25 protein-coding genes are annotated in these 24,083 nt (G+C 71.1%); 8 read left to right on the top strand and 17 right to left on the bottom strand.

Annotation, left to right across the window (positions count from 1 at the left end; translation table 11 throughout):
- Positions 1–54: 54 nt before the first annotated feature.
- From NNW99_RS35395 to NNW99_RS35375, 5 genes are all read right to left on the bottom strand, one after another.
- Positions 55–2,448 carry an excinuclease ABC subunit UvrA gene (locus NNW99_RS35395; protein WP_215123248.1) on the bottom strand — a complete coding sequence of 798 codons (2,394 nt, stop codon included), beginning with the start codon at positions 2,446–2,448 and terminating at the stop codon, positions 55–57.
- Positions 2,449–2,547: 99 nt separating this feature from the next.
- A complete protein-coding gene (locus NNW99_RS35390; RefSeq protein WP_215123247.1) occupies positions 2,548–2,961 on the bottom strand; it encodes a VOC family protein in 414 nt (137 codons plus the stop codon).
- A 10-nt stretch (positions 2,962–2,971) separates the two neighbouring features.
- The gene (locus NNW99_RS35385; protein ID WP_370869180.1) at positions 2,972–3,445 is read right to left on the bottom strand and encodes a helix-turn-helix transcriptional regulator; all 474 of its coding nucleotides are present in this window, start codon (positions 3,443–3,445) and stop codon (positions 2,972–2,974) included.
- 46 nt (positions 3,446–3,491) lie between these two features.
- Positions 3,492–3,959, bottom strand: a complete 468-nt coding sequence (locus tag NNW99_RS35380; RefSeq protein ID WP_251058015.1) for a hypothetical protein — start codon at positions 3,957–3,959, stop codon at positions 3,492–3,494.
- A gap of 105 nt (positions 3,960–4,064) precedes the next feature.
- Positions 4,065–5,018, bottom strand: coding sequence for an ROK family protein (locus NNW99_RS35375; RefSeq protein WP_215123245.1), 954 nt, complete (start codon positions 5,016–5,018; stop codon positions 4,065–4,067).
- A 171-nt stretch (positions 5,019–5,189) separates the two neighbouring features.
- Here NNW99_RS35375 and NNW99_RS35370 point away from each other — a divergent pair, with 171 nt between their 5' ends.
- Positions 5,190–6,254, top strand: a complete 1,065-nt coding sequence (locus NNW99_RS35370; RefSeq protein WP_215123244.1) for a LacI family DNA-binding transcriptional regulator — start codon at positions 5,190–5,192, stop codon at positions 6,252–6,254.
- Positions 6,255–6,261: 7 nt separating this feature from the next.
- Positions 6,262–7,080 carry a hypothetical protein gene (locus tag NNW99_RS35365; RefSeq protein ID WP_215123243.1) on the top strand — a complete coding sequence of 273 codons (819 nt, stop codon included), beginning with the start codon at positions 6,262–6,264 and terminating at the stop codon, positions 7,078–7,080.
- Here NNW99_RS35365 and NNW99_RS35360 read toward each other — a convergent pair.
- Entirely contained in the window at positions 7,026–8,729 is a 1,704-nt protein-coding gene (locus NNW99_RS35360; RefSeq protein ID WP_215123242.1) for a serine/threonine-protein kinase, read from the bottom strand. The genes NNW99_RS35365 and NNW99_RS35360 overlap by 55 nt on opposite strands.
- A 143-nt stretch (positions 8,730–8,872) precedes the next feature.
- Positions 8,873–10,174, bottom strand: coding sequence for an aldolase/citrate lyase family protein (locus NNW99_RS35355; RefSeq protein ID WP_215123241.1), 1,302 nt, complete (start codon positions 10,172–10,174; stop codon positions 8,873–8,875).
- A 192-nt stretch (positions 10,175–10,366) separates the two neighbouring features.
- Here NNW99_RS35355 and NNW99_RS35350 point away from each other — a divergent pair, with 192 nt between their 5' ends.
- Positions 10,367–11,272 (top strand): endonuclease/exonuclease/phosphatase family protein, encoded by a 906-nt coding sequence (locus tag NNW99_RS35350; protein ID WP_215123240.1) that lies wholly within the window; start codon positions 10,367–10,369, stop codon positions 11,270–11,272.
- Positions 11,273–11,329: 57 nt separating this feature from the next.
- On the opposite strand, the gene NNW99_RS35345 is transcribed toward NNW99_RS35350, so the two are convergent.
- The 4 genes from NNW99_RS35345 to NNW99_RS35330 all read right to left on the bottom strand — a co-directional run bounded on the left by NNW99_RS35345 (position 11,330) and on the right by NNW99_RS35330 (position 14,357).
- The gene (locus NNW99_RS35345; protein ID WP_215123239.1) at positions 11,330–12,292 is read right to left on the bottom strand and encodes an electron transfer flavoprotein subunit alpha/FixB family protein; all 963 of its coding nucleotides are present in this window, start codon (positions 12,290–12,292) and stop codon (positions 11,330–11,332) included.
- A gap of 55 nt (positions 12,293–12,347) precedes the next feature.
- Positions 12,348–13,136: an electron transfer flavoprotein subunit beta/FixA family protein gene (locus tag NNW99_RS35340; protein WP_215123238.1), complete on the bottom strand. Its 789-nt coding sequence runs from the start codon at positions 13,134–13,136 to the stop codon at positions 12,348–12,350.
- 220 nt (positions 13,137–13,356) lie between these two features.
- Positions 13,357–13,848: a flavin reductase family protein gene (locus NNW99_RS35335; protein WP_215123237.1), complete on the bottom strand. Its 492-nt coding sequence runs from the start codon at positions 13,846–13,848 to the stop codon at positions 13,357–13,359.
- A 95-nt stretch (positions 13,849–13,943) separates the two neighbouring features.
- Positions 13,944–14,357, bottom strand: coding sequence for a thioredoxin family protein (locus NNW99_RS35330; protein ID WP_215124563.1), 414 nt, complete (start codon positions 14,355–14,357; stop codon positions 13,944–13,946).
- Between the two features lie 78 nt (positions 14,358–14,435).
- Here NNW99_RS35330 and NNW99_RS35325 point away from each other — a divergent pair, with 78 nt between their 5' ends.
- Both NNW99_RS35325 and NNW99_RS35320 read left to right on the top strand, forming a co-directional pair.
- Positions 14,436–14,852, top strand: coding sequence for a DUF4395 domain-containing protein (locus tag NNW99_RS35325; protein WP_215123236.1), 417 nt, complete (start codon positions 14,436–14,438; stop codon positions 14,850–14,852).
- A 187-nt stretch (positions 14,853–15,039) separates the two neighbouring features.
- Entirely contained in the window at positions 15,040–15,768 is a 729-nt protein-coding gene (locus NNW99_RS35320) for a 1-acyl-sn-glycerol-3-phosphate acyltransferase (protein ID WP_215123235.1), read from the top strand.
- Positions 15,769–15,777: 9 nt separating this feature from the next.
- Here NNW99_RS35320 and NNW99_RS35315 read toward each other — a convergent pair whose 3' ends face one another.
- On the bottom strand, positions 15,778–16,350 hold the full coding sequence (locus NNW99_RS35315; RefSeq protein ID WP_215123234.1) for a transglutaminase family protein: 573 nt from the start codon (positions 16,348–16,350) through the stop codon (positions 15,778–15,780).
- Positions 16,351–16,534: 184 nt separating this feature from the next.
- Here NNW99_RS35315 and NNW99_RS35310 point away from each other — a divergent pair, with 184 nt between their 5' ends.
- Complete coding sequence (locus NNW99_RS35310; protein ID WP_215123233.1) at positions 16,535–17,890, top strand: DUF11 domain-containing protein; 1,356 nt, start codon at positions 16,535–16,537, stop codon at positions 17,888–17,890.
- A gap of 10 nt (positions 17,891–17,900) precedes the next feature.
- On the opposite strand, the gene NNW99_RS35305 is transcribed toward NNW99_RS35310, so the two are convergent.
- Genes NNW99_RS35305 through NNW99_RS35295 form a run of 3 tightly spaced genes read right to left on the bottom strand, consistent with a single transcriptional unit; the run spans position 17,901 to position 21,165 of the window.
- A complete protein-coding gene (locus NNW99_RS35305; protein WP_215123232.1) occupies positions 17,901–18,971 on the bottom strand; it encodes a low specificity L-threonine aldolase in 1,071 nt (356 codons plus the stop codon).
- Positions 18,968–19,717, bottom strand: coding sequence for an SDR family NAD(P)-dependent oxidoreductase (locus NNW99_RS35300; RefSeq protein WP_215123231.1), 750 nt, complete (start codon positions 19,715–19,717; stop codon positions 18,968–18,970). Before NNW99_RS35300 ends, NNW99_RS35305 begins: the two co-directional genes overlap by 4 nt.
- A 50-nt stretch (positions 19,718–19,767) precedes the next feature.
- Positions 19,768–21,165, bottom strand: coding sequence for a DUF6421 family protein (locus NNW99_RS35295; RefSeq protein ID WP_215123230.1), 1,398 nt, complete (start codon positions 21,163–21,165; stop codon positions 19,768–19,770).
- 250 nt (positions 21,166–21,415) lie between these two features.
- Between NNW99_RS35295 and NNW99_RS35290 the strand changes: the two genes are divergently transcribed.
- Positions 21,416–22,099, top strand: a complete 684-nt coding sequence (locus NNW99_RS35290; protein ID WP_215123229.1) for a glycerophosphodiester phosphodiesterase family protein — start codon at positions 21,416–21,418, stop codon at positions 22,097–22,099.
- Between the two features lie 3 nt (positions 22,100–22,102).
- Here the strand turns inward: NNW99_RS35290 and NNW99_RS35285 are convergent, their stop codons facing one another.
- Entirely contained in the window at positions 22,103–22,642 is a 540-nt protein-coding gene (locus NNW99_RS35285; protein ID WP_215123228.1) for a GNAT family N-acetyltransferase, read from the bottom strand.
- 71 nt (positions 22,643–22,713) lie between these two features.
- On the opposite strand from NNW99_RS35285, the gene NNW99_RS35280 reads away from it, so the two are divergent.
- Positions 22,714–23,106 carry a VOC family protein gene (locus NNW99_RS35280; protein ID WP_215123227.1) on the top strand — a complete coding sequence of 131 codons (393 nt, stop codon included), beginning with the start codon at positions 22,714–22,716 and terminating at the stop codon, positions 23,104–23,106.
- 2 nt (positions 23,107–23,108) lie between these two features.
- Here NNW99_RS35280 and NNW99_RS35275 read toward each other — a convergent pair whose 3' ends face one another.
- A complete protein-coding gene (locus NNW99_RS35275; RefSeq protein WP_215123226.1) occupies positions 23,109–24,023 on the bottom strand; it encodes a GNAT family N-acetyltransferase in 915 nt (304 codons plus the stop codon).
- Positions 24,024–24,083: the final 60 nt, after the last annotated feature.

Genomic DNA, 24,083 nt, shown 5'->3' with positions numbered 1-24,083 from the left:
AGGGCGCCGGACGCGCGCCGGGATGGGCCGTTCAGCCTGCCTCTCGCGTCCGCGTCAGGCACCCACGTAGGCCGCGAGATGCTCCCCGGTCAGGGTGGAGCGGGCCTCGACGAGTGCGGCCGGGGTGCCCTCGAAGACGATCCGGCCGCCGTCGTGTCCGGCGCCCGGGCCGAGGTCGATGATCCAGTCGGCGTGCGCCATGACCGCCTGGTGGTGCTCGATGACGATGACCGACTTGCCGGCGTCGACGAGCCGGTCCAGCAGGCCGAGCAGCTGCTCCACGTCGGCGAGGTGGAGTCCGGTGGTCGGCTCGTCGAGGACGTAGACCCCGCCCTTGTCGCCCATGTGCGTGGCCAGCTTGAGCCGCTGCCGCTCGCCGCCGGACAGGGTGGTGAGCGGCTGGCCGAGGGTGAGGTAGCCGAGTCCGACGTCCGCCATCCGTTCGATGATCCGGTGGGCCGCCGGGGTGCGTGCCTCACCGGCGCCGAAGAACTTCTCGGCCTCGGCCACCGACATCGCCAGCACCTCGCTGATGTCGCGGCCACCGAAGCGGTACTCCAGTACCGACGCGTCGAACCGCCTGCCCTCGCACACCTCGCAGGGGGTGGCGACGGTCTGCATGATCGCCAGGTCGGTGTAGATGACACCGGCGCCGTTGCAGGTGGGGCAGGCGCCCTCGGAGTTGGCGCTGAAGAGCGCCGGCTTCACCCCGTTGGCCTTGGCGAAGGCCTTGCGGATCGGGTCGGCCAGTCCCGTGTACGTCGCCGGGTTGCTGCGCCGGGAGCCGCGGATGGCGGTCTGGTCGATCGACACCACGCCCTCGTCGGTGGGAATCGAACCGTGCACGAGCGAGCTCTTGCCGGAGCCGGCGACCCCGGTGACGACGGTGAGCACGCCGAGCGGGATGTCGACGTCGACGTCCTGGAGGTTGTTCGCCGTCGCCCCGCGGATCGGAAGGGTGCCGGTGGGCTCGCGGACCGTCTCCTTCAGCGCGGCCCGGTCGCCGAGATGACGGCCGGTGACGGTGCCGCTCTTGTGCAGCCCCTCCAGGGTGCCCTCGAAGCAGACGGTGCCGCCCGCCGTGCCGGCGCCTGGGCCGAGGTCCACGACATGGTCGGCGATGGCGATCGTCTCCGGCTTGTGCTCCACGACGAGCACGGTGTTGCCCTTGTCGCGCAGCCGCAGCAGCAGGTTGTTCATCCGCTGGATGTCATGGGGGTGCAGTCCGATGGTCGGCTCGTCGAAGACGTACGTGACGTCGGTGAGCGAGGAGCCGAGGTGCCGGATCATCTTGGTGCGCTGTGCCTCGCCGCCGGAGAGGGTGCCCGAGGCCCGGTCGAGCGAGAGATAGCCGAGCCCGATCTCCACGAACGAGTCCAGGGTGTGCCGGAGCTTGGCGAGCAGCGGGGCCACCGACGGATCCTCGATCCGGCGGGCCCATTCGGCCAGGTCGCGGATCTCCATCGCGCAGGCGTCGGCGATGTTGACCTTGCCGATCCGGGAGGAGCGGACCAGTTCGCTGAGCCGGGTGCCGTCGCACTCGGGGCACTCGGTGAAGGTGACCGCCCGGTCCACGAAGGCCCGGATGTGCGGCTGCATCGACTCGCGGTCCTTGGCGAGGAAGGTCTTCTGGATCTTCGGGATCAGCCCCTCGTAGGTGAGGTTGACGCCGTTGATCTTCACCTTGGTCGGCTCGCGGTACAGGAAGTCGTGCCGCTCCTTCTTGGTGTACTTGCGGATCGGCTTCTCCTTGTCGAAGAAGCCCGACTCGGCGATGACCCGCACCACCCAGCCGTCCCCGGTGTAGGTGGGGATGGTGAACGGGTCCTCGGAGAGCGACTTGGAGTCGTCGAAGAGCTGGGTGAGGTCGATGTCGGAGACCTTGCCCCGGCCCTCGCAGTGCGTGCACATGCCGCCGGTGCGGCTGAAGGTCACCTTCTGCGTCTTGGTCTTGTCGGCACCCCGGTCGACCGTGATGCCGCCGCTCGCCGAGACCGTGGCGACGTTGAAGGAGAACGCGCCGGGCGGGCCGATGTGCGGGGTGCCGAGCCGGCTGAAGAGGATGCGCAGCATCGCGTTGGCGTCGGTGGCGGTGCCGACGGTGGAGCGCGGGTCGGATCCCATGCGCTGCTGGTCGACGGTGATCGCGGTGGTCAGCCCGTCGAGCACGTCCACCTCGGGGCGGGCGAGGTTCGGCATGAAGCCTTGGAGGAAGGCGCTGTACGTCTCGTTGATCAGCCGCTGCGACTCCGCGGCGATCGTGTCGAACACCAGCGAGCTCTTGCCCGAGCCGGAGACGCCCGTGAACACCGTGAGCCTGCGCTTCGGAATCTCGATGCTGACGTCCTTGAGGTTGTTCTCGCGCGCACCGTGCACACGGATCACGTCATGGCTGTCGGCAGCGTGCGGCCCGGGCGACCGTCTGTCCGTCGTCGTGGCCTTGCTCATCGTGTCTCCATCTGTCGCTCGGACGTTCTTTCCCCGCACCGGACCCGGGGGTGCGGTGCGGGGGACGGGCTCTCTGGGGGACCGGCCGCCGCTACGGCGTCACGGCTTCAGCTGCTGGATGCGGATCATGTTGCCCGCGGGGTCGCGGAAGGCACAGTCGCGGACGCCGTACGGCTGGTCCACCGGCTCCTGGACCACCTCGGCGTCGCCCGCCTGGAGCCGCTCGAAGGCGCCGTCGACGTCGGTGGTGGCCAGGACGATGCTGGCGTAGGTGCCCTTGGCCATCATCTCGGCGATGGTGCGGCCCTCGTCCTCGGTGATGCCCGGGTCGGCGGCCGGCGGGTGCAGGACGATGTTGGTGCCGGGCTGGCCGACGGGACCGACCGTGATCCAGCGCATGCCCTCGTACCCGACATCGTTGCGGACTTCGAAGCCGAGGGTGTCGCGGTAGAACGCCAGAGCGGCGTCCGGGTCGTCGTGCGGCAGGAAACTGGCGTGAATGTTGAGGTCCATGGCCACCACGCTAGTTTCGGCTCTGGGCGGGCGCTTCTCGATTCCTGACCGGTCTGGTGACCTGCTTCGCCACGCACGACGGGATCCCCGCGGTCGCCCGCGCCGCCTCACGCCGATAGGCGCTGGGCGGCATGCCGACCAGCTCCGTGAAGCGGGTGCTGAAGGTGCCCAGCGAGGAGCAACCGACCTCGAAACACACCTCGGTGACACTGAGGTCGCCCCGGCGCAGCAGGGCCATCGCCCGCTCGATGCGCCGCGTCATGAGGTAGCTGTACGGCGACTCGCCGTACGCCTGCCGGAACTCGCGGCTGAGATGCCCGGCCGACATGTGCACACCCCGGGCCAGCGCCTCGACATCCAGCGGCTGTGCGTACTCCCGGTCGATCCGGTCCTTGACCCGGCGCAGACGCGCGAGGTCACGCAGGCGCTGCTCTGAGGTGGGTCTGCTGGTCACATGCCGGATCGTGCCACATCGCACGGACATTCGGACGATTTCGGAGGGAAAAGCCGGTGTTCCGGGCCGGGGCCCGTCAGGTGAAGTACGTGTCGAACGTTCCGATCCACCAGGCCGCGAGCGGCAGGAGGCACACCTGCACACCCGCCGTGATCCAGCAGCGGCCGAGCATCGCGATCCCGACGGTCCACCACGCGGTGGAGCGCAGCGCGTCCACGACCGCGGCCTGGTAGCCCCGACCGGTGGAGTCGACCATGCCGGGGTAGCCCATCCAGTCCTCGGTGAAGACGCCGTCCGCCCCGAACACGACGATCGCCGACACGAACCACAGGTCGGCCAGGAGGGCCGTCACGGCGAGCGCCACGTCGAAGCGCCGGAAAGCGGGCGCCGGCAGCAGCAGCCGCACCGCGGGGTGCCCTTGGCGGCGCACCCACTCGTGCCGCCGGACCCGCACCAGCGTGACGACGGCGAACACCAGCGCCCCGAGAGCCGCCGCCCACCCGCCCATGAAGACCAGCCCGAAGAACAGCATCCCGGCACTCACGCCGGGCCAGATGCCGCGCCGGGGCGGAGTGGTTCCCTCCGGCTCAGGGACGGGTGGGGCCGGAGAGGCGCTCCGACCCCACCGCTTGAACGTTCCTGCCCGTGCTCACACCCCGGCCGCGGCCGCGTCCGGCCGCTTCGCGAGTGCTGCCGCCGCGGCGCCCACCAGGCCGGCGTCGGTGCCCATCTGGGCCGGTGCCACCGTCAGGTTCCGGACGAAGGACAGGGTCGCGTAGGTGCTCAGAGCCTTGCGCAGGGGGGCGAAGAGGATGTCGCCCGCCTTGCCCACTCCCCCGCCGATCACCGCTATGTCGATCTCCACGAGGGTCGCGGTGGCGGCGATCCCGGCGGCCAGCGCCTGGGCGGCACGCTCGAAGGAGGCGAGGGCGACCGGGTCGCCGGACCGGGCGGCGGCGGCCACCGCGGCGGCGGAGGTGTCACCGTCGGGGCCGGGCCGCCAGCCGTTCTCCAGGGCCCGCCGGGCGATGTTGGGACCGCTCGCGATGCGCTCGACGCAGCCGTGCGAGCCGCACGGGCACAGATCTCCGTCGAGGTCCACGCTGATGTGGCCGATATGGCCGGCGTTGCCGGTGGGCCCGGGGTGGAGCCGGCCGCCGAGCACCAGACCGCCGCCGACCCCCGTGGAGACGACCATGCACAGCGCGTTGTCGTGGCCCCGGGCGGCGCCCTGCCAGTGCTCGGCCGCCGTGATCGCCACACCGTCGCCGATCAGCTCCACGGGCAGGTCCCCGGCCGCGGCCCGGACGCGTCCGACGAGCGGATAGCCGCGCCAGCCGGGCACGTTCACCGGGCTCACCGTGCCCGCCGAGGCGTCCACGGGCCCGGCGCTGCCGATGCCCACGGCCGTGACGCGCCCCCACAGCGGCGACACGGTGAGCTCGCCGAGCACCTCCTCCACGGCCCGCATCACGGTGTCGCCGTCCTCCCGGGCGGGCGTCGGCCGCTGGGCGCGGATGAGGATGTGGCCGTGGCCGTCCACGAGAGCGCCGGCGATCTTGGTGCCGCCGATGTCGAGCGCGGCCACGAGGTCGGTGTGCATCAGTGTCGGATCTCCCCGTCAACCATGAGAAAGAACGCCGAGCGGCACCGGTCCCGCACGGGTGCGCGGGCCGGAGATTGCGGTGGACAGTCTCCCCCGAGCCTGACAACGTTGTCCAGGCTCTATGCTCGACGCCACATCCTCATACAAACCCCGGACCGACGCACCCCCGTGGACGACAGGACAGGACACCGCACCGTGCCCCAGACCCCCCTCCGATCCGCAACGCGCTACGGCACCCGGCCGACCATGAAGGACGTCGCGGCACGCGCCGGAGTCGGGCTCAAGACGGTCTCCCGGGTGGTGAACGGGGAGCCGGGGGTCACCCCGGAGACGGAGCGGCGGGTCCAGGAGGCGATCGACGCCCTCGGTTTCCGGCGCAACGACAGCGCGCGGGTGCTGCGCAAGGGCCGCACGGCCAGCATCGGCCTGGTCCTGGAGGACCTCGCGGACCCGTTCTACGGGCCGCTGAGCCGCTCGGTCGAAGAGGTGGCCCGCGCGCACGGCGCCCTGCTGATCAACGGCTCCAGCGCGGAGGACCCGGAGCGCGAGCAGGAGCTGGTACTGGCCCTGTGCGCACGGCGGGTGGACGGGCTGGTGGTGATCCCTGCCGGTGACGACCACCGGTACCTGGAACCGGAGCTCAAGGCGGGCGTCGCCACGGTGTTCGTGGACCGGCCGGCCGGTTACATCGACGCCGATGTGGTCCTGTCGGACAACTTCGGCGGCGCCCGCGGCGGCGTCGCCCATCTCATCGCGCACGGGCACCGCCGGATCGGCTTCATCGGCGACATGCCCCGTATCCACACCGCCGCCGAGCGGCTGCGCGGCTATCGGGCCGCGATGGAGGACGCGGGCATACCGGTGGCGGAGTCCTGGATGTCCCTCGGCGTCACCGACCCCGAGCGGGTGCGCAGGGCGGCCGAGGAGATGCTGTCCGGGCCTGACCCGGTCACCGCGATCTTCACGGCCAACAACCGGGTGACGGTCACCGTGATCCGCGTGCTGGCCGAGCACGCGCGTCGTGTCGCCCTGGTCGGCTTCGACGACATCGAGCTGGCCGATCTGCTCCAGCCGGGCGTCACGGTTGTCGCCCAGGACGCGGCCGACATCGGCCGCACCGCGGCGGAACGTCTCTTCCGGCAGCTCGACGGCACCCAGATCGCCCCCGAACGCGTCGAGCTGCCGACCCGGCTGATCACCCGCGGCTCCGGTGAGCTGCCCCCGGCGGACTGAGCGGCCCATGGATCACCTCACCGATCGCACGCTGCGGTCCCTCGGCCTGGCCGAGGCGCCGCGCGAGCATCCGCTGCTGTATCCGGGCGCGTGGCCGGCCGACTCCGGCCTTCTGGACGGCGACCGCTTCCTGCCGCTGGAGCAGCTCGTGCACGAGGACCGCACCCCGGTCCTCGCCATCGGCTCCAACGCCTGCCCGGGACAACTGCGGCACAAGATGGCCGAGTTCGGCATCATGTCCCCGCTCCCGATGGTCAAGGCGCGGGTGCGGGGGGTCGACGCGGGCGTCTCGGCGCATGTGAGCCGCATGGGGTACATGTCCGCCTCGCCCGTCAGCGCCCCGGACACCGTGCGGGAGCTGTTCGTCCTCTGGCTCGACGACGAGCAGCTCGCGGTGATCGACGCCAGCGAGGGCGCGCCGGTGCCGAGCGGCAATTTCAACCGGGCCTGGCTGCCCGCGCCCGAGGTGCGGATCGACCTCGCGGACGGCACCCGGCTGCCCGGCGCGTACGCGTACGTCAACCGGCACGGGGTCCTGCACGACGGCACCGGTGCGCCGCGCACCCACCCGGGCCAGCGGGAGCTGCTCACCGAACTGCTCTCCACCCTGCCGCGGTTCAGGGAGCTGTTCGGCGCGGTGCCCGAGGAGTTCAGCTCACGGGCCCGCGGTGACCGGCGGTTGTGCGAGCGGGGCACGCGGCTGTTCATCGAGGAGAGGCTGGTGACCGCCTCCGGCCTGGAACGGTACGTCGATTCCGGGCCGGAGGGGTCTCAGCAGACCGGGAGCCCTGGGACCGGCGCGTCGTTGTCCCCGCCCTTGACGTAGACGTCACTGACCCAGACGTCCGTGTTGCCGCTGTCGTCGTCGGTCTTCGCCCACCAGACGTTGGTCCACCGGCCTTCCGTCACGCGGCGGCCCAGATTCTGCTGGCAGTAGAAGTAGTTGGTGCCCGCGTTGAGGACACCGACCTTGGTGCCGACGGCGGTGTGGGAGTCGGCGGTCTTCCAGACGTGGCAGTTGTACTTGCCGCCGCCGATGGCGTGGCAGGCCGCTTCGGGGGCCGGGGTGGTCGGAGCGCCGCTCGTCCCGCCGTCGCCGGAACCGCCTTCGGTGTCGCTGCCACCTGAGGGCTTGGACGGGGCCGAAGGGGTGGGCTCCGGGGCCTTCTTGCCGTCGGGCTTCTGGGAGGGGGCCTTGCCCTTCTCGTCGCCCTGCTCGGTGGGCCGGGGTGCGCTCGAGCCGTCGTCGGTGCGGCCGGGTTCGGAGGAGGCCGCGGCATCCGCACGGGCGGCGTCGGTCCGGCTGCCCGTTTCCTTGTCGCCGGAGTCGCTGAGCACGGCTGCCGTGACACCGGCTGCGGCGAGAACGACGGCGGCGGCCGCGGCGGCGAGCAGGACACGGGGCTTACGGCGGGGCGGGCGGACGGAGTTGACCGGGCTCGTGGGCGCGGAGGCGGCGAGGGCGGTGCTGCCCGGCTGGACATGCTGCGGTGGTCCGAACCCCGGCGGTACCGCCGGAACGCTCCGCTCCGTCTCCGGGGGCGGTGGCGAGGGCTGGGGCTGGGGCTGGGGCGATGCCGCAGCGCCTCGCAGCACAGAGGTCGGTGTGTCCGTACCGCGCGCGTCCGCCACCGACTGGAGCAGCTCTCGGGCCTGGTCGGCCTCCGGGCGGGACTCGGGGCGCTTGTCCATCAACCGCTGGAGGACGGGGCCGAGAGGGCCGGCCCGCAGGGGCTCGGGCAGCGGCTCGGTGACGATCGCCGTGAGCGTCGAGAACGTGGACGTACGGCGGAAGGGCGAGGCCCCTTCGACGGCCGCGTACAGCGTGGCGCCCAGGGCCCAGATGTCGGAGGCGGGGCCCGGGTCGGCGCCTTGGGCGCGCTCGGGGGCCAGATAGTCGAGGGAGCCGACGAGTTCGCCGCTGCGGGTGAGGTGGGTGGTCGAACCGTCGCCCGGGTCGTCCATGGTGGCGATGCCGAAGTCGGTGAGGACGACCCGGCCCGAGCGGTCGAGCAGGATGTTGCCGGGCTTCACGTCGCGGTGCAGGACGCCCGCCCGGTGGGCGGCGGACAGCGCGTCCATGACCTCGGCGCCGATCCCTGCCGCCTCGCCCGGGTCCAGCGTGCCGCGTTCGCGCAGGACGTCGTCCAGGGACGGCCCGTCGACCAGTTCCATGACGATGAGCGGCCGGCCGTCGACCTCCGCGATGTCGTGCACGGCGATGACGCCGGGGTGGCGCACCCGGGCCGCCGCACGGGCCTCGCGCTGCATCCGCAGGCGCAGCGCGGCCAGTTCGGGGCCGGCCACATCGGTGTAGGTGCGCAGTTCCTTGACGGCGACCTCACGGCCGAGGACCTCGTCGACGGCCTTCCAGACGATGCCCATGCCGCCGCGGCCCAGCGGGGCCGTGACGCGATAGCGGCCCGCCAGCAGCCGACCGGCCCCCTCGGTCTGCCCGTACTCCCCCGTTGACACCGCTGCCCCGTTCCTGTGACACCACTGGATCCACCGACACGTCAGTACGTGGCGTACAGAGTACGGGGCGGCGATGACGACGACAGCCGGCGGCGACGGCTGTGACCGGGCCGGTACGTGCCGGCCCGGTCACGGCGACGCGGTCAGGCGGACGCCGTCAGGTCCGCCCGCCTGGGCGTCGCGAAGCTCTCCAGGTCGGCGCGGGTCAGGCCGGTCAGCCGGGCGACCTCGCCGATGTCGAGGGCGCCGCAGTCCAGGCCGCGCAGCAGGTAGCCGCTGAGGGCCTTGGCGGTGGCGGGTTCGTCCATGACGTCGCCGCCGGTGCGGTTGGCGTAGCGGGCGAGACGGGCGGCGGCCTGCTCGTAGCCCTCGCGGTAGAAGGCGAAGACGGCCGCGTACCGGGTCGGGATGTGGCCGGGGTGCATGTCCCAGCCCTGGTAGTAGGCGCGGGCCAGGGCGCGGCGGGTGAGGCCGTAGTGCAGGCGCCAGGCGGCGTGCACCTTCTCGGTGGGGCCGACGGGCAGCACATTGGTGGAGCCGTCCGAGACGCGGACGCCGGTGCCGGCCGCCGCGACCTGCATGACGGCCTTGGCGTGGTCGGCGGCGGGGTGGTCGCTGGCCTGGTGGGCGGCGGAGACGCCGAGGCAGGCGCTGTAGTCGAAGGTGCCGTAGTGCAGGCCGGTGGCGCGGCCCTCGGCGGCCTGGATCATGCGGGCGACGGTGGCGGTGCCGTCGGCGGCGAGGATGGACTGGCTGGTCTCGATCTGTATCTCGAAGCCGATCCGGCCGGGCTCCAGGCCGTGGGCCTTCTCGAAGGCGTCCAGCAGCCGCGCCATGGCGGTGACCTGCTCGGCGTACGTCACCTTGGGCAGGGTGAGCACCAGCCCGCGGGGCAGGCCGCCGGCCTCCATCAGGCCGGTGAGGAAGATGTCGAGGGTGCGGATGCCCCGGTCGCGTACGGGCGCCTCCATGCACTTCATCCGGATGCCCATGTACGGGGCCGCGGTGCGCTCCTCGTACGCCTCGGCGATCAGCCGGGCGGCGCGGGCGGCGGCCTCGTCCTCCTCGGCGTCGGGGCGGTTGCCGTAGCCGTCCTCGAAGTCGACGCGCAGGTCCTCGATCGGCTCGCGCTCCAGCTTGGCGCGCACGCGCGCGTGGACGGGCTCGGCGAGTTCCTCGGCGAGGCCGAGGACGGCGGCGAAGGACGCGGCGTCCGGCGCGTGTTCGTCGAGGGCCGCCAGGGCGCGGTCGCCCCAGGAGCGGACGGTGTCGGCGGCGAAGACGTCACCGGGGACATAGACGGTGTGGACGGGCTGACGGGTGCCGGGGTCTCCGGGGTAGCGGCGCTCCAGGTCGGCGTCGACCGCCGCGAGGGAGGCGCTGATCTCCTCGCTGACGGCGCCCGCGAGGCTCGTCGCCACCTTCTCCTGCCGGCCCTGCCCCATCCCATACCCTCCATTTTCCGTACAGCGGAATCAAAAATCCGTATGACGAAGCTAACTGTCGATCTTCACTCAGGTCAACACCCTCTTGCAGTGTGATTCCCCATGCTTCACCCTCCGTCACTGCCAACCCGCCCTCATCTTCCGTATCCAGAAGGCAAGCTTCATCCTGACGCACAAGGGGAGGGAGACCACGTGCCGAACGAGGTCGGCGTGACGCGCCGCCACGGGCTCAAGGCGGCGGCCGCCGCCGCCATCGCAGCACCACTGCTCACCACCGCGGGCCCGACACAGCCCGCTTCCGCCGGTGAGCACGCGGGCGCCCTGGACGTCATGACGTTCAATGTGCGTTTCGGGACCGTCGTCGACAAGACACCGCGCTGGACCGTGCGCCGGCCGGTGATGAGAGAACTGCTGCGCCGCGAGCGACCGCACGTCATCGGCACCCAGGAAGGGCTCTACTACCAGCTGCGCATGATCGAGAAGGATCTCGGCGAGCACTACGACTGGATCGGCACCGGGCGCGGGGGCGGCAGCAAGGACGAGTTCATGGCGATCTTCTACGACACGCGCAGACTCGACCCGCTCGAATTCGATCACTTCTGGCTGTCCGGCACCCCGTACGCGATCGCTTCCAACACCTGGGGCGCGGACTGGCTGCGGATGGTGACCTGGGTGCGTTTCGCCGATCTCGCCGACGGGGGGCGGGAGTTCTACGTCCTCAACACCCATCTGGACAGTGTCAGCCAGTACGCCCGGGAGCGCTCGGTGGAGCTCATCGGCGAGACGATCGCCGGGTGGGACCGGTCGTCGCCCGTCATCGTCACCGGCGACTTCAACGCGGGCGCCCACGACAACCGCGTGTACGACCTCATGCTGGACCTCGGGCTGGTGGACGCGTGGGACGCGGCGGCCTCGCGGGGCCCGGCCTACGGGACCTACCACGGCTACCGGGATCTCACGCCCGGCGGGCGGCGCATCGACTGGATCCTCACCACGCCCGGGGTGACCACGCACTGGGCCGGGATGAACACCTACTCGGCGGACGGGACCTATCCGAGCGATCATCTGCCGGTGCAGGCCTCGCTGACCCTGGGATGAAGAACCCCCCGTGACCGTTCGCGCGGTCACGGGGGGGGCTTCCACAGCCGGAGGCGATCAGCCCTTGCGGGTCTTGATCTCCTCGGTGAGGGCCGGGACGACCTCGAAGAGGTCGCCGACGATGCCGTAGTCGACGAGGTCGAAGATCGGCGCCTCGGCGTCCTTGTTGATCGCGACGATCGTCTTCGACGTCTGCATACCGGCGCGGTGCTGGATCGCGCCGGAGATGCCGGAGGCGATGTAGAGCTGCGGCGAGACGGACTTGCCGGTCTGGCCGACCTGGTTGGTGTGCGGGTACCAGCCGGCGTCCACCGCGGCACGCGAGGCACCGACGGCCGCACCGAGGGAGTCGGCGAGCGCCTCGATGACCGCGAAGTTCTCCGCGCCGTTGACGCCACGGCCACCGGAGACCACGATCGCGGCCTCGGTCAGGTCCGGACGGCCCGTCGACTCACGCGGCGTACGGCCGGTGACCTTGGTGCCGGTGGCCTGCGCGGAGAAGGACACGGCGAGCGCCTCGACCGCGCCGGCGGCCGGGGCGGCCTCCACGGCCGCGCTGTTGGGCTTGACCGTGATGACCGGGGTGCCCTTGGAGACACGGGACTTGGTGGTGAAGGAGGCGGCGAACACCGACTGCGTGGCCACCGGGCCCTCGTCGCCGGCCTCCAGGTCGACGGCGTCGGTGATGATGCCGGAGCCGATGCGCAGCGCCAGACGGGCGGCGATCTCCTTGCCCTCGGCGGAGGACGGGACCAGCACGGCGGCCGGGGACACGGCCTCGTGCGCGGCCTGCAGCGCGTCCACCTTCGGTACGACCAGGTAGTCGGCGTACTCGGCGGCCTCGTGGGTGAGGACCTTGACCGCGCCGTGCTCGGCGAGCGTGGCGGCGGTGTCGGCGGCGCCGTTGCCCAGCGCGACGGCGACCGGCTCGCCGATGCGGCGGGCCAGGGTCAGCAGCTCCAGGGTGGGCTTGCGGACGGCGCCGTCCACGTGGTCGACGTAGACGAGAACTTCAGCCATGGGACTTCTTCTCTCCTGCTTGCGAAAGATGAGGGGCGGTCAGCGGATGCCGGGCTCAGATGAACTTCTGGCCCGCGAGGAACTCAGCGAGCTGCTTGCCGCCCTCGCCCTCGTCCTTGACGATCGTGCCCGCGGTACGGGCCGGGCGCTCGGCCGCGCCGTCGACCGTGGTGTAGGCACCCTCCAGGCCGACCTCCTCGGCCTCCAGGTCCAGGTCGGACAGGTCCCAGGACTCCACCGGCTTCTTCTTGGCCGCCATGATGCCCTTGAAGGACGGGTAACGCGCCTCGCCCGACTGGTCGGTCACCGACACGACCGCCGGCAGGGACGCCTCCAGGCTCTCCGTGGCGGCGTCGCCGTCGCGGCGGCCCTTGACGGTTCCGTCCTCGACCGACACCTCGGACAGCAGGGTGACCTGCGGGACGCCCAGGCGCTCGGCGAGCAGCGCGGGGACGACGCCCATGGTGCCGTCCGTGGAGGCCATACCGGAGATGACCAGGTCGTAACCGGCCTTCTCGACGGCCTTGGCCAGGACCAGGGAGGTGCCGATGGCGTCGGTGCCGTGAATGTCGTCGTCCTCGACGTGGATCGCCTTGTCGGCACCCATGGACAGCGCCTTGCGCAGGGCGTCCTTGGCGTCCTCGGGGCCCACCGTCAGAACGGTGATCTCCACGTCGTCGTCGGAGTTCTCGGAGATCTGCAGCGCCTGCTCGACCGCGTACTCGTCGAGCTCGGAGAGCAGACCGTCCACGTCGTCCCGGTCGACGGTCAGGTCATCGGCGAAGTGCCGGTCGCCAGTGGCGTCGGGCACGTACTTCACAGTGACAACGATCCTCAAGCTCACGCCGGCTCTCCTACTGCAATCGTCATTTCTCGGCTGCCTACTTGCACGCAGCATAGGCGCCTCAAGCGGCCGATTCCGGTCGGGGCGACCCACGCTCCGAGCGAAATATTACTCGTCAGTACACCTAGTTCATTCCCGCTAAGCAAGCGCTTTGAACTGTGACCTTCGCAACGCAGCGTAACCGGAACTCGACGGTCCCGCAGCCCGGGGGGTGCGCCCCTCAGTCGGCCAGCCTCCGGAAACGCCCCTGGTGGTAGAGGAGCGGACGGCCCGCGCCCGTGGGGTCCCCGTGCAGGACCTCGGCGAGCACGAGCCGGTGATCCCCCGCGGGCACACGGGCCGCGACCCGGGCCACCAGCCAGGCCGACACGCCGTCGAGCAGGGGGACACCCTCGGGTCCATCCCGCCAGGCGGTGGGCTCAGCGAAGCGGTCGGCTCCGCTGCGGGCGAAGGTGGCGGCCAGCTCCTGCTGGTGCTCGCCGAGGATGTGGACGCCGACATGCTCGGTCGCCGCGATCGCGGGCCAGCTGGAGGAGCCGGTGCCGACGCCGAACGACAGCAGGGGCGGCTCGGCGGAGACGGAGGCGAGGGAGGTGGCGGTGAAGCCCACCGGACCGGTGTCGCCACGAGCGGTGATCACGGCGACTCCCGCCGCGTGCCGCCGGAAGACCGAGCGCAGGAGATCGGGCGTGGCGAGGAGGTCCGAAGGCATGGGGTCAGGCTGACGATAAATGCTGTGCACAGTCAAGTTCGTTTCGTGATGTGGGAGATGACTCACTGGACGCACTCACCGGCCCCCTCGGCACCTCACACCGCCTCCCCCAGCGCGGCGATGACATCGGCCTTGCGCGGCTGCCCGGTGGCCCGCCGCACCACCCGGCCGTCGGCGTCGAGGACCAGCACGGTCGGGGTCTTGAGGATGTCCAGCCGTCGTACGAGGTCCAGCTGGGCCTCGGCGTCGATCTCGACATGGGCCACGCCCGGGACCACGCCGGCGACCTCTCCGAGGACCCGCCGGGTCGCACGGCAGGGCGCGCAGAACGCGCTGGAGAACTGCACGAGCGTGGCCCGCTCGCCGAGTTCCGCGCCCAGTTCCGCCGCGCCGAGCCGCTTGCCGTCGTCCCGCCCGCGCACCCGCACTCTCCCGCTCCGCCGCTGTCGCAGCACTCCGTAGGCGCTCGCCGCCGCGAGCACCAGAACACACACCACCAGTCCGGTCATCATCCGCTTCAAGCGTTCACGAGACCGCAAAGATTCCCGCGCCCGCAACGGGGCCGCGTTGCGGAATGCTTGATTCCCATGGACATCGATGCGAGAGGGCCGCGTTTCGGCGCGGCCGTGACGGCCGTCGTCCTGGCGGTCGTCCTGGTCACGGGGAGCGCGTGGCTGCTGGCCTGGCAGACGCTGGCGTTCCTGCTCGGCGCGGCGGGCGGGGTGCGCCGGTCGCCGTACGGCGTGCTGTTCGCCAAGGCCGTACGGCCGCGACTCGGACCGCCGGACGACTTCGAGGCGCCCGAACCGCCGCGTTTCGCCCAGGCGGTGGGCCTGCTCTTCGCCGGACTCGGGCTCGTCGGCTACACCCTGGGGCCCGACTGGCTGGGACTCGCGGCGACCGGCGCGGCGCTCGCGGCGGCCTTCCTGAACGCGGCATTCGGGTACTGCTTGGGCTGCGAGTTGTACCTGCTCGTACGGCGGGTGGCGGTGCGCGCGGAGTAATACGGGCGTAAAAGCACGAGGTGGGGTCACACGGGCGACGTGACGAGAATCTCCTCCGCGGCGGGCACGAGGACTGGCTACCCGGCCGTTCTTCGGGCACGATCTGCGACAAGCCGTAAACCTACGGCTGCGTAACTTTCCGCTGGGAATCCCTTCCCAGGCAGAGCAGGAAGGGTCCGGCCCGCCCATGGCAGAGCTCGTCTACCGTCCCGTCGTCGGTTTCGCCCGCACGCTGTTCAAGGTGTGGGACCTCAAGATCGACTGCCAGGGTTCGGAGAACATCCCGCGCTCGGGCGGCGCCGTGCTGGTGAGCAATCACATCAGCTACCTGGACTTCGTCTTCGACGGTCTGGCGGCCCTGCCGCAGAAACGTCTCGTGCGCTTCATGGCGAAGGAGTCCGTGTTCCGGCACCGGGTCTCCGGCCCGCTGATGCGCGGCATGAAGCACATCCCCGTGGACCGCAAGCAGGGCGAGACGGCCTACGCGCACGCCCTGGACTCGCTGCGGTCGGGTGAGATCGTCGGGGTCTTCCCGGAGGCGACCATCTCGCAGTCGTTCACGCTGAAGAGCTTCAAGTCGGGCGCGGCGCGCATGGCGCAGGAGGCCGGTGTCCCCCTGATCCCGATGGCGGTGTGGGGCACGCAGCGGCTGTGGACCAAGGGCCACCCCCGCAACTTCAAGCGCAGCCACATCCCCATCACGATCCGGGTCGGCGAGGCGATCGAGGCCTCCCGCGACAAGTACGCGGGCGCGATCACGCGTCAGCTCCGCGAGCGCGTGCAGGAGCTGCTCGAGGCCGCCCAGCGCGCCTACCCCGTGCGCCCGAAGGGCCCGGAGGACACCTGGTGGATGCCGGCCCACCTCGGCGGCACGGCACCGACGCCGGAGCAGGTGCGGGCGGCGGAGGCGCACTGACCGGCGCCCTCACAGTGCCGCGGGGAGCGTCTCCCACAAGTGGGGCCGGTCACGGGCCGAGGTGAGGGCGTCGAGCACCACCGGGTGAGGCGCGGCGTACAGAATCGGGCAGTCCGTCTCCCCGGACGCCTGATCGGGCGTGAAGGCGAGGCGCTCACCGCCCAGGGAGAACCGCGCGTCCACCCCCGGCTTGTTGCCCCGGGGGTCCTGCCGGTGCCACGCCCCGGCGAACCGCACGGCGACCAGACCGTGCACCACCCCCAGTTCCTGGTAGCACAGCGCGGTCGGGATGTCCTCGGCCCGTAGCAGCGCCGCGAGCGCGTGCGCCTTGGCGTAGCAGATGCCGGTGCGCTGTTCCAGGACATCCGAAGCGCGCCAGGTGACACGGAGATCACCCGAGTCCTGCGAGTGCGGAATGGTGTCGCGCACGAAATCGAATGCTGCTCGCGCATACTCATACGAGTCTGCGACACCCTCGGCGAGCCTGGCGGCGGTCTCGCGCACCCGGGGGTGGTGATGGTCGATGACCTCGTCGGCGGCCAAGTAGGCGGAGAGGTCGGGGTTTTCCTGGATCAGCTGCATGCGGACAGACCTTAAAGGCGAGATCACCTGCGGGCAATTCTTTTTCAGATTGTCGCATAGCTATGCATTCACATGCGGTCCTGTGAAGATCGGCTGAACCACGCCGCAACCCCCCGCCCCCGCCACAACCGTTCCCCCACGTCACATGTCTCGGCCTCCGCAGATCTGTGACGAGGGAGAAGACATGAAGCACTCATACCGCCTGCTCGGAGCCGCGGTCGCCTGCTGCGCTTTGGCGGCGGCCGGAGTCGGGGCCGGGCCCGCGTACGCCGCGCAGAACATGCTGTGGATCAACGCACCGTACGAGACGATGCTGCCCGGCGCGGACGCGGACGGTGCGGCACCCGAGCGCAGCCTGGACGTGGACGTCAGCCGTGACGTCGCCAACGGCTCGGTGCCGGCCGGGCGGCTGACGGTCGACGTCAGCGAGATCGCCTCGTTCGCGCGGGTGTCCTGGCCCGCGAACTGCGTGCCCGAGTCGGAGGTCGAGGCGGTCTGCGACATGCCCGCGATGCCCTCCGGGACGGAGAGCGTACGGGCCGCCACGTTCGCGCTGCGCGCGCTGCCGGGGGCGGACGACGGCGCCTCGGGGTACGTGCGCTACTCGGCCGTCGCCGGGAAGCTGACGTCCCACGCCGGCGAGACACGGGTGGCCGTGGCCAACGGGCCGGACCTCGCGCTCGGCAAGGTCGCCGACCGGCGGGACCTCACGCCGGGCACCCGGACGAGTCTGCCGACGACGCTCGCCAACAACGGAAACCGCACGGCGGAGCGCACCCTGCTGTGGCTCTACGCCTCGTACGGGCTGGACCTCGAGAAGCGGCACGCGAACTGCGAGTACCGGGAGGAGGGCATCGGCACCTTCGCCCTGTGCGTCCTGGACGAGGCCGTCGCGCCGGGGCAGCGGTACGCGCTGCCCACCGAACTCGGCGTCGGGAAGCAGGCGTTGTACGAGCGGTTCGACCACTCCGTCCGGCCGTACTCCGACGAGGCGCTCGCGGAGATGCGCGGGGACCGGACGTGGACCCGGGGCACGGACGCGGAGCTGGACCTCGGCCCGGCGGCCTCCGAGCCCGATACCGGTCCGCGGGAGGACTACGAGAGCGTCGTCCTCGAAGCCCGCAACACCGCCGACCTGAGGCTCACCGGCAGCACGGTCGCCGGGGCCGCGGGTGACACCGTGACCGCCCGGGTCACCGTGCACAACGACGGCCCGGCCTGGGTCGCCTCGCTGGGCGTGGGCGCCGCCGTCGCCACGGTGTCGTTCCGGGCACCGGAGGGCACCACGGTCACAGGCCTGCCGGAGGAGGACTGCTGGCCGTCGGCGGGCTCGGCGTCCCCGAGGACCTACTACTGCAAGACGCCCATCCATCTGCGCGACGGGGCCTCCCACACCTTCGAGATCCCGTTGCGGATCGACCGTGTGGTGCCCGGCGCCCGCAGCACCGTCGCCACCGCCAACGACGATCCCGAGCTGAGCATCAGGAAGTTCGACCCGGACCTGAGCAACAACAGCGCGGAGATCGTCGTCAACCGATGACCAGCGTGGGTCAGCGGGCCATCTCCTCCTTCAGCGCGGCCAGGAACAGGTCCACGTCCTCCTCGGTCGTGTCGAAGGCGCACATCCAGCGGACGTCGCCCGCGGCCTCGTCCCAGAAGTAGAAGCGGAACCGCTTCTGCAGACGCTCGCTCACCTGGTGCGGCAGACGGGCGAACACCGCGTTGGCCTGCACGGGGTAGAGGATCTCCACCCCGTGCACGGCGCGCACGCCCTCGGCGAGGCGCTGGGCCATCTCGTTGGCGTGGCGGGCGTTGCGCAGCCACAGGTCCCGGGCGAGCAGGGCCTCCAGCTGCACCGACACGAAACGCATCTTGGAGGCGAGCTGCATGGACAGCTTGCGCAGATGCTTCATGTGGCTGACGGCGTCCTGGTTCAGGACCACGACGGCCTCGCCGAACAGGGCGCCGTTCTTCGTGCCGCCCAGGGAGAGGAGGTCGACGCCGACGGCGTCGGTGAACGTCCGCATCGGGACGTCCAGGGTGGCGGCGGCGTTGGCCAGCCGGGAGCCGTCCACGTGCACCTTCATGCCGTGCGCGTGGGCGTGCTCGCAGATGGCGCGTATCTCGTCCGGCGTGTAGACCGTGCCCAGTTCGGTGGACTGGGTGAGGGAGACGACCTGCGGCATCGCCCGGTGCTCGTCGTCCCAGCCGAAGGCCTGCCGGTCGATCAGCTCGGGCGTGAGCTTGCCGTCGGGCGTCGCGACGGTGAGCAGCTTCAGACCGCCGACCCGTTCGGGAGCCCCGCACTCGTCGACGTTGATGTGCGCGCTCTCGGCGCAGATCACCGCTCCCCAGCGGTCGGTGACCGCCTGGAGGGCGACGACGTTCGCGCCGGTGCCGTTGAAGACCGGGAACGCCTCGGCCGTGGCGCCGAAGTGGCTGCGCACGACGTTCTGGAGGTTCTCGGTGTACGCGTCCTCCCCGTACGCGACCTGGTGCCCGCCGTTGGCCAGGGCCAGGGCGGCGAGCACCTCCGGGTGGGCGCCGGCGTAGTTGTCGCTGGCGAAACCGCGGACTTCCGGGTCGTGATGGCGGCGCGCGTCGGTCTTCGGCGGGTTCACGGCTTCTCGGTGAGCCACAGACGGTTTCCGTTCACTTCGGCGGCGGGCTTGTCCCAGACACCCACGACGGCCTCGGCCAGGTCCTTGACGTCGGTGAAGCCCGCGAACTTCGCGTTGGGCCGCTCGGCGCGCATCGCGTCGTGCACCAGCGCCTTCACCACCAGGATGGCAGCGGCGGACGTCGGGCCCTCGGCGCCCCCCGCCTTGCGGAAGGCGTCGGCCAGCGCGAGCGTCCAGGCCTCGGCGGCGGCCTTGGCGGCGGCGTACGAGGCGTTGCCCGCGGTCGGCTTCGTGGCACCGGCCGCGCTGATCAGCAGATACCTGCCGCGCTCGCTGCGCTGCAGGGCCTCGAAGAAGGCCAGCGAGGTGTGCTGCACGGTGCGGATCAGCAGCAGCTCCAGGAAGTCCCAGTCGTCGAGACTGGTCTTGATGAAGGTCTCGCTGCCGCGCCAGCCGCCCACGAGGTGGACCACGCCGTCGACGCGGCCGAAGTCCTTCTCGATGTGCGCGGCCCAGTCCCGGGTGGACTGCAGATCCAGCAGATCGACGGGCTCACCGATGACGCTGGCGCCGCCCGAGGCGTAGCGCGCCGCGTCCACGGCCTCCGCGAGCCGCTCGGGATCGTTGTCGGCGGCGGCGACCGTCGCCCCCGCCTCGGCCAGTCGCAGCAGCGCCGCGCGGCCCGCGGGCCCGCCCGCGCCGGCCACCGCGATCACCGCACCGCTGAGAGCTCCGTTCCCCGCCATCTTCTTCGCCTCCTGAGCAGTGTTCTCGGTTCCGCGGAGGTTTCCGCCGCTCACGCGGCGATCCGCTCGGCGCCGTCCGCCGTGATGCCCTTGGTGGAGGCGATCACGTTCTTCAGCTTCTTGGACAGTGCCTCATAGAACATGCTCAGCGGAAACTCGTCCGGAAGCACGTCATCGACGAGTTTCCGGGGCGGCTGTGTCACGTCCAGGGCCTCGGGGCCCTTGGCCCACTTCGAGCCCGGGTGCGGGGAGAGGTACGTGGAGACCAGCTCGTATCCGGCAAACCAGTGCACGAGCTTGGGGCGGTCGATGCCGTCGCGGTAGAGCTGCTCGATGTCGGCGCACAGCTGGTTGGTGACCTGCGGGGCACGCTCCCAGTCGATGGTCAGCTTGTTGTCGGTCCAGCGGACGACGTCGTGCTTGTGCAGGTAGGCGAAGAGGAGCTGGCCGCCGAGGCCGTCGTAGTTGCGCACGCGCTCGCCGGTGACCGGGAAGCGGAACATACGGTCGAAGAGCACCGCGACCTGCACGTCACGGGCCTGCGGGACGCCCTCGGCCGACAGCTTCACGGCCTCCTTGAAGGCGGTGAGGTCGCAGCGCAGCTCCTCCAGGCCGTACATCCAGAACGGCTGCCGCTGCTTGATCATGAACGGGTCGAACGGCAGGTCGCCGTGGCTGTGGGTGCGGTCGTGGACCATGTCCCACAGGACGAACGCCTCCTCGCAGCGCTTCTGGTCGTGGACCATCGCGGCGACGTCCTCGGGCAGCTGAAGGCCCAGGATGTCGACGGCGGCGTCGGTCACCCGGCGGAAGCGGGCGGCCTCGCGGTCGCAGAAGATGCCGCCCCAGCTGAAGCGCTCGGGTGCCTCGCGCACGGCGATGGTCTCGGGGAACAGGACGGCGGAGTTGGTGTCGTAGCCGGCCGTGAAGTCCTCGAACTTGATGCCGCAGAACAGCGGGTTGTCGTAGCGCGTGCGCTCCAGCTCCGACAGCCAGTCGGGCCAGACCATGCGCAGGACGACCGCTTCGAGGTTGCGGTCCGGGTTGCCGTTCTGCGTGTACATCGGGAAGACGACCAGGTGCTGGAGGCCGTCGGCGCGGCTCGCCGCGGGCTGGAAGGCCAGCAGGGAGTCGAGGAAGTCGGGCACCTCGAAGCCGCTGTCGGCCCATCGGCGCAGGTCCTTGACCAGGGCCTCGTGGTAGGCGGCGTCGTGCGGGAGCAGCGGGGAGAGCTCCAGCACCGCGTCGGCGGCCCGGCGGATGGCCAGCTCGGCGTCCGCGGGCTCCGGAGCGCCCTCGGCTGCGAAGTCGATCGACCCGTCCTTGGACTGCCATGGCCGGATCCGCTCCACGGCATCCTTGAGCACGGGCCATGCCGGGTGCTCCACCACCCTGGCCACGGGAGGAACCAGGCCCTCCGAACCCACCTGCACAAGAATTTCCGTCATGTCCCACCTTCCACGGGAGAATCTCGCGTACCTCGACCGTATACACACGAGGTTCCTCCCAGCAAGGGCAGCATCCGAAAATTATCCTGCCGCACCCTGTGGTTCGCCGCACTTTTTCCTGTCGGCCATGCTTGTGCCCGGATGTCCGTCGACCATGCCCTCGCCCTCTGCAGAGGGCGGGTACAGGCGATACGGTCCTGGTGGGCCGTAAGGCCTCCAGTGCCGCCTGTCGACGGAAGAGAGTCGCGTCTTGAACTTCCTCACCATCGGTCACCGCGGAATCATGGGTGTGGAGCCCGAGAACACCCTCCGGTCCTTCGTCGCCGCCGAGGAGGCCGGCCTCGACGCCATCGAACTCGACCTGCATCTGAGCAAGGACGGCGCGCTCGTCGTCATGCACGACACGGACGTGGACCGCACGACCGACGGCAGCGGGCCCATCGCCGAGAAGACCCTCGCCGAGCTGCGCGCCCTGGACGCGGGGCGGGGTGAGCGGGTGCCGGTCTTCGAAGAGGTCCTGGAGGCCGTCCAGGCGCCGCTCCAGGCGGAGATCAAGGACGCGCAGGCGGCGCGGGCCCTGGCCGAGGTGATGAACCAGCGCGGGCTGGCCGGGCGGGTGGAGGTCTCCTCGTTCCACGACGAGGCGATCGCCGAGATCAAGCCACTGGTGCCGGGTGTGCGGACCGCGCTGATCGCCAGCCGCTACGGCACCGACATCGTGGACCGCGCCGTCGCGGTCGGCGCCGAGACCGTCTGCCTGAACATCCGCCGGCTCACCCTGGAGGTCGTCGAGCGTGCGCGGAAGGCGGACCTGCGGATCATCGGCTGGGTGGTGAACACCCAGGACCATCTGCGGCTGGTCCGGGCGTTCGGCCTGGACGGCGCGACCACCGACCACCCGGACATCAAGCGCACGGGCCGCTTCACGGCCTAGCCGCTAGCCGAGCTCTTTCACCAGCAGCTCGAACTTCAGGTCGTCGCGCTGCGGGATGCCGAAGCGCTCGTCGCCGTACGGGAAGGGGGTCATCCGACCCGTACGGCGGTAGCCGCGTCGCTCGTACCAGGCGATGAGGTCGTCGCGTACGGATATCACCGTCATGTGCATCTCCGTCACGCCCCACGTCGCGCGGGCCAGCCCCTCCGCCTCCGCGATGATCACCTTGCCGAGGCCCTCGCCCTGGAGCCGGGGGCTGACCGCGAACATCCCGAAGTAGGCGTGGTCCCCGCGGTGCTCCAGCTGGCAGCACGCGACGATCCGGCCCTCCCGCTCCACGGTCAGCAACCGGCTGTCCGCCGACTTGATGACGGCCAGCACACCCTCCGGATCGGTCCGCTGCCCCTCGAGAATGTCCGCCTCGGTGGTCCAGCCGACCCGGCTGTCGTCGCCCCGGTAGGCCGACTCGATCAGGGCGACCAGCTCGTCCACGTCGGCGTCGGTGGCATCACGGAAGGTCAGTCCGGTGGCGGCGGTGTCCATGGGCGGGTGTCTCCGTTTCGGGGCGTGGCTCGGGCAGGGACGAGACTAGCGCCGCCACTAGGCTCTCGTGCATGGTGCATGTACTGAGCAGCCGAATCCTGCTCCGCCCGTCCGACCCCGAGCGCTCCCGCGCCTTCTACGGCGAACAGCTCGGCCTCGCCGTCTACCGGGAGTTCGGCACGGGTCCCGAGCGCGGCACGGTCTATTTCACGGGCGGTGGCTTCCTCGAGGTCGCGGGCCGGTCCGAGACTCCCCCGTCACCGGACGTACGCCTGTGGCTCCAGGTGGACGACGTGGCCGCGGCGGAGGAGGAGCTGCGGGCGAAGGGCGTCGAGATCGTGCGGCCGGCGGTGAAGGAGCCGTGGGGCCTGGTCGAGATGTGGATCGCGGACCCGGACGGGACGCCGATCGTGCTGGTCGAGGTCCCGGCGGACCACCCGATGCGGTACCGGCCCGGTATCTGAGATCACCCGGGGCGGTGCTCCCAGCCCCGGTCGGTACGGGTCAGCTCACGGAAGCCCGCGCCCGCCAGGAGCTCGATCCTGGCGGTGTCGGCGGCCGTTTCGTAGGCGACCAGCCGGTCGACGCCGCACAGGCGGAGCCAGTCGGCGGCCTGGGCCAGGAGCCAGTGCTCCAGGCCGGTGCCGTCCTGCGCGGGGTCGACGTGGAGGTTGCCGATGTCGGCCAGGCCCGCGGCCCGGGCGTGCCGCTCGGGGCGGGCCAGGGCCGTGTCCACCTCGACGAAGCCGAGGGCGTGCGTGTCGGCGTAGGCCCTGAAGCGGGTGCCGCACTCCCCCAGTGTGCGTTCGACCGTGACGCCCGGCCGGGGTTCGTGCGCCGGCAGGTCGGCGACCCTGGCGATCAGGATGACCTCGGTGTCGCCGGTGTGCCGGAACCCCGCGCGCTCGTAGACGGCCCGGATGTGGGGCCAGTTGCGGGGCAGGCCGTGGACGAGCGGGGCGGGCAGTGCGCCGTCGGCGTACCGGGCGCGGACGTCCCAGCGGGCGAGCTGTGCCAGGCAGGCCCGCATCAGCAGGTCGGCGGCCCGGTCGGCGTCCGGCCAGTGCGACGCCGTCGGGCGGTGCACGAACCAGTTGATCTCGGCGCTGTCCCGGTAGGTCTCGCCGACCTCGGCGTCGGCGCGGTAGCGCAGCAGATGGGCCGCGGCGACGACGCACCGGCGCTGCTCGGCGACGAGCGTCGTCCGCTCGGCCACCCACGGGTCGGTGATGAACTCGCCGGGCTGCCGCTCCAGGTCGCCGAGGACGGTGTTCACGGAGACGGAGACGCCGGGCACGACGGCCGCCACATGCATGTTGACCAGGTCGGTGAGCTGGTCGCGGTCGGCTCGGCGGAAGGGGCGAACCTCGAGTGCGGGCATGGGGTACCTCCGGGCAGGTGAAGGAGCTGGAGGCCGCCACGCGGTGCGGTACGGGGTGAG

The sequence above is a fragment of the Streptomyces sp. CRCS-T-1 genome, from assembly GCF_024442335.1.
GTDB classification, from domain to species: Bacteria; Actinomycetota; Actinomycetes; order Streptomycetales; family Streptomycetaceae; genus Streptomyces; species Streptomyces koelreuteriae.
The sequence above is the reverse complement of the archived record's forward strand: the minus strand, read 5'-3'. Positions and strand labels throughout refer to the sequence as shown.

What these genes read in the sequence shown, in the direction of transcription:
- NNW99_RS35325 (WP_215123236.1), top strand. Translation starts at nt 14,436, where the DNA reads ATGGACATCGATGCGAGAGGGCCGCGTTTCGGCGCGGCCGTGACGGCC.
- NNW99_RS35365 (WP_215123243.1), top strand. Translation starts at nt 6,262, where the DNA reads ATGGATCACCTCACCGATCGCACGCTGCGGTCCCTCGGCCTGGCCGAG.
- NNW99_RS35355 (WP_215123241.1), bottom strand. Translation starts at nt 10,174, where the DNA reads ATGGGGCAGGGCCGGCAGGAGAAGGTGGCGACGAGCCTCGCGGGCGCC.
- NNW99_RS35330 (WP_215124563.1), bottom strand. Translation starts at nt 14,357, where the DNA reads ATGACCGGACTGGTGGTGTGTGTTCTGGTGCTCGCGGCGGCGAGCGCC.
- NNW99_RS35335 (WP_215123237.1), bottom strand. Translation starts at nt 13,848, where the DNA reads ATGCCTTCGGACCTCCTCGCCACGCCCGATCTCCTGCGCTCGGTCTTC.
- NNW99_RS35320 (WP_215123235.1), top strand. Translation starts at nt 15,040, where the DNA reads ATGGCAGAGCTCGTCTACCGTCCCGTCGTCGGTTTCGCCCGCACGCTG.
- NNW99_RS35300 (WP_215123231.1), bottom strand. Translation starts at nt 19,717, where the DNA reads ATGGCGGGGAACGGAGCTCTCAGCGGTGCGGTGATCGCGGTGGCCGGC.
- NNW99_RS35285 (WP_215123228.1), bottom strand. Translation starts at nt 22,642, where the DNA reads ATGGACACCGCCGCCACCGGACTGACCTTCCGTGATGCCACCGACGCC.
- NNW99_RS35275 (WP_215123226.1), bottom strand. Translation starts at nt 24,023, where the DNA reads ATGCCCGCACTCGAGGTTCGCCCCTTCCGCCGAGCCGACCGCGACCAG.
- NNW99_RS35280 (WP_215123227.1), top strand. Translation starts at nt 22,714, where the DNA reads ATGGTGCATGTACTGAGCAGCCGAATCCTGCTCCGCCCGTCCGACCCC.
- NNW99_RS35395 (WP_215123248.1), bottom strand. Translation starts at nt 2,448, where the DNA reads ATGAGCAAGGCCACGACGACGGACAGACGGTCGCCCGGGCCGCACGCT.
- NNW99_RS35345 (WP_215123239.1), bottom strand. Translation starts at nt 12,292, where the DNA reads ATGGCTGAAGTTCTCGTCTACGTCGACCACGTGGACGGCGCCGTCCGC.
- NNW99_RS35295 (WP_215123230.1), bottom strand. Translation starts at nt 21,165, where the DNA reads ATGACGGAAATTCTTGTGCAGGTGGGTTCGGAGGGCCTGGTTCCTCCC.
- NNW99_RS35315 (WP_215123234.1), bottom strand. Translation starts at nt 16,350, where the DNA reads ATGCAGCTGATCCAGGAAAACCCCGACCTCTCCGCCTACTTGGCCGCC.
- NNW99_RS35310 (WP_215123233.1), top strand. Translation starts at nt 16,535, where the DNA reads ATGAAGCACTCATACCGCCTGCTCGGAGCCGCGGTCGCCTGCTGCGCT.
- NNW99_RS35390 (WP_215123247.1), bottom strand. Translation starts at nt 2,961, where the DNA reads ATGGACCTCAACATTCACGCCAGTTTCCTGCCGCACGACGACCCGGAC.
- NNW99_RS35385 (WP_370869180.1), bottom strand. Translation starts at nt 3,445, where the DNA reads ATGTCCGTGCGATGTGGCACGATCCGGCATGTGACCAGCAGACCCACC.
- NNW99_RS35375 (WP_215123245.1), bottom strand. Translation starts at nt 5,018, where the DNA reads ATGCACACCGACCTCGTGGCCGCGCTCGACATCGGCGGCACCAAGATC.